This window comes from Syntrophaceticus schinkii (assembly GCF_000946815.1).
GTDB lineage: Bacteria > Bacillota > DSM-12270 > Thermacetogeniales > Thermacetogeniaceae > Syntrophaceticus > Syntrophaceticus schinkii.
In genome coordinates, this window is sequence record NZ_CDRZ01000038.1 from 1 (window position 1) to 3,481 (window position 3,481).

The following is a 3,481-nucleotide window of genomic DNA, read 5'->3' on the forward strand; positions in this document are numbered from 1 at the left end:
CTTCATTCAGGACCAACGGCGCTGTGTGTGGCGTGTTTACAACCTTTATAAATAACCTTTATTCTACTGGTTCTGCCGGAGTTCGGTCGATTATCTCCTCTGTGCCGGGCGGCATAATGGGTATTGTTACAGCTGCAGTCGCCTGGTATGCATCAGCAGCAGGAGTTATCAACTCGACTTATAAGCGCACAGTACTCCCCATCTTTCCTCTTGACAAATAGAGAAAAATATTGATAACCGGAATGCAAAACCGGGTGAAAAGAAAAAACCGGCTCATTGATTAGCCGGTTCTTTTTTTCTTAGGTACAGAAATGCAGTGGGGACGGTTCCTGGCGCATTTCTGATGCAGTGGGGACGGTCCCTGTTGCATCTTCTGAAATACAGTGGGGTCGGGGACGCCCCCCGGTTTCAGTTGCCTTCTTTAACTTTTAACAAAAGACATGTCGCGCAGGAGAGGCATGTCCACTGGAATATGACCTGCAAAGGTCTTTATGATTTGCCCCTCCACCAAAATCTGAACTTTTTGTACAGTAGGAAATTCCGTCAGGGTATTGACAATGGAATAAACCGCCAGGGCCTCATCCTTGGGGTCACTTCCCGAGATCTTTGTGGCTTCCCTGTTTAGATCCACAACACAGGTCCCATCTGTCTTGATGTTGAGATCCTTCACCTCCGCCCCTTTCGGAAGAGCAGGTTTGAGATCCCCTTCTTCTTTCCCTTGGAACAGTGCTTCCAGTGTTGCTTTGGCTATCCCGGTAACCTTGGGGACATCCTGTGTCACCGGAACCAGGCAGTTCTCCTCCTGATTCTTGAAATAGAGAGTCACTTTAGTGCCTTCCGCTTCCTCAGAAAAAACAGCGTCCTCACCCTCAAGACCTAAAATATCATCCTCAAGTTCCGGTGTCCGCGCTTCTTTGGAGGACGTTCCCATTCTTTCAGTGAGACTGCACCCTCCTACCACCAGAAAAGCCACAGTCAACACCACCATCAGGACAAAATGAAGGTGCCCCCTGCGCCGCTCATTCTCTTTCTCTTCCATTCGTTTAAAATCCCATGCCATCCAATAGCCCTCCTCCCTTTTTATGGTTATGCTTCCTTGATAAACCTATGCCGGAAGAGGGCATTTTATTCCATATGATAGCATGTTTCCTATACTCTGATTATCCCATAAATTATTTCTCAGATCATTTCTATCTGATAGTCCAGCACCTGTGACTCCCTCTGTTTTTCAAAAAACTTGACTACAGAATTCAACACACGAAAAGCATGTTTTCTTTCATTAGTTACACAGGTAAAGGCAATTGTTGAGCGCTGCCAGATGTCGTGCTGGTCTATCTCCGCTATAGAAACATTATAGTGGGCTTTAACCCTATCCATCATACTCTTCAATATTCTTCTTTTATCCTTCAGGGAACCGGCCTCCCCGATCAAAAGTTCAACTATACAAAGGCCAATTACCATTATAAAACCACTTCCTACCTGAAATAGAGGCCTGAAGGCGTGCAAGGGGGACAGTCCCCAGTGCATCCTATCGCACAAGCAAAACACTGCAGGATGCACTGTGTACCACGTAATCAGCGACACTGCCGATCATTAAGGCCCCAAAGCGAGAATACCCATGGGAGCCCAGAACAATCAGGTCGGCATCCTGTTCCTTTGACCAGGCCACAATATCCTGCCTGGGATTGCCCCTCAATACCACCCCGCTCACATCCTGAACACCTGAACTCTTCGCCATACTGACCGCCTCGTCAACAGCGCGGTTCCCTTCCTCCTGCAAGATATCCAATGCCATCTGTTGGTACGTACCCAGGCGGAATGAAATGTGGGCATTAACCACATAAATCACCCGTAAGCTGGCATTGTGTGCCTGTGCCTGGGTAACGGCGTGTCGTAACGCATTCTGGGCAGACGGCGACCCGTCCGTTGCTGCTACAATTACTTTGTAAGCAACATGCTCATCAGATTTCCTGCTCCCCACATCCATAGTTGCACCTCCCCTCTTTTTGGGTCTGTCACCTTATTATATCTAATAAACCGACACACTGCGCACTATATGGCTTATAAAAAAACACCGCCATAGATAACATGGCAGCGGAATAAGTAGTTCTGGTATATGCGGGTTTGAACGGTACAGCCGTACCGAACCCCTTTGTCTTCAAAACATATTCCAGCGGTAGAGAGAATAGGCAACAACACCGCCGAGGCCAAGAGTTACACCCATAATCCCTGCAAAGGCAAAGGGTGAATGCTGAAAAGGAAGGCCCACGTTCATTCCATAGATGCTTGCAATAATCGTCGGCAAAGAGAGTACAATGGTTACCGAAGTAAGAAATTTCATAACAATGTTCATGTTGTTCGAGATAATCGCGGCGTAGGCATCCATCGAACCCGTCAAAATCGAGCTGTAAATAGAACTCATCTCCATGGCCTGCCTGTTTTCAGTAATGGCATCCTCCAGCAGGTCTTCATCTTCGGGGTACATCTTAATCAGCATCGATGCCGGTGCTTCCTTGGCTTTTACCAGTTGAGTACGGGTAAGCTTCTCCATGACGATCCCGTTAGCCCGCAGTGATGTGGTAAAGTAAACCAGACTTTTCTGTACATCCAACAGCTGAAAGAGCGCCTCATTTTTCATTGTATGAGAAAGACGTTGTTGAAGTTCTGTACTCCGTACATCCAAGATACGCAGGTAATTTAGATAGAGGGTCGCAGTTTTTATCAATACTAAAAGAAGAAAGCGCGTTTTCTTAAAGGTATAAAGCACCGGCTCCTTGAGCATCTGGGCGAAAATCGGGTGATCATCCAAACAAACAGTCACCAAATTGTCTTTGGTCACAATTATTCCCAGTGGGATAGTATCATAAAACTCAGCTTCCTCTTTTCCCCTGGCAACCGGTACTTTGATGATAATCAGAATTTGCCCGGGTTCAATTTCAATGCGGGGCCTCTCTTCATCATCAAGCGGATCTTTTAAAAAGTCGTAGGTTATTCCCGTATGCCTGCTTACCGACTGAATCTCTTCTTCGGTGGGGTTAATTAAGCAGAGCCAGGATCCCTTTTCAGAAGGTTGCTCCCTTACTGACACATGATCATCTACAGTATGGTAAACCTTCAACATCTTCCTCACCACCCTTTCCAGGCTGATAAATTATTTATCTTATAACAATCTATGTTTAGCATAGCAGAGCAATACATGAGGTGCAAGCACTACCAGGCAGACACAGTACTGACGCATCAAAATGTTTAAAAATCTTGCGAGTACAAAAACTGGCGTTTTTATCACCGATTCCGAAGTTTTTTTGAAAAATATCCGTTCTACATGTGGTGGCACATTCCTTTTCAAGCTATTTTGCTCCTTTTAACCTACTATAGCACCTTCAAATGGGCATACGGGTAGTGTACACCGTATTGAAACCGCTATGTTGAATAGAATTGCTAAGCTGCCGTTGGCCTTATTTTCCAATCATCATCCTGAACA

4 protein-coding genes and 1 pseudogene are annotated in these 3,481 nt (G+C 46.0%); 1 reads left to right on the top strand and 4 read right to left on the bottom strand.

Annotated features, from left to right (window positions below; all coding sequences use genetic code 11):
- A pseudogene (locus SSCH_RS02900) lies at positions 1-221 on the top strand (GPR1/FUN34/YaaH family transporter); the annotation flags it as partial.
- Between the two features lie 200 nt (positions 222-421).
- Here SSCH_RS02900 and SSCH_RS16090 read toward each other — a convergent pair.
- From SSCH_RS16090 to SSCH_RS02920, 4 genes are all read right to left on the bottom strand, one after another.
- Positions 422-1,060, bottom strand: coding sequence for a GerMN domain-containing protein (locus SSCH_RS16090; RefSeq protein WP_052835231.1), 639 nt, complete (start codon positions 1,058-1,060; stop codon positions 422-424).
- A 119-nt stretch (positions 1,061-1,179) separates the two neighbouring features.
- Entirely contained in the window at positions 1,180-1,461 is a 282-nt protein-coding gene (locus SSCH_RS02910; RefSeq protein WP_044664163.1) for a DUF503 domain-containing protein, read from the bottom strand.
- A 67-nt stretch (positions 1,462-1,528) separates the two neighbouring features.
- A complete protein-coding gene (locus SSCH_RS02915; RefSeq protein WP_044664164.1) occupies positions 1,529-1,987 on the bottom strand; it encodes a universal stress protein in 459 nt (152 codons plus the stop codon).
- Positions 1,988-2,158: 171 nt separating this feature from the next.
- Positions 2,159-3,121, bottom strand: coding sequence for a magnesium transporter CorA family protein (locus tag SSCH_RS02920; protein ID WP_044664165.1), 963 nt, complete (start codon positions 3,119-3,121; stop codon positions 2,159-2,161).
- Positions 3,122-3,481: the final 360 nt, after the last annotated feature.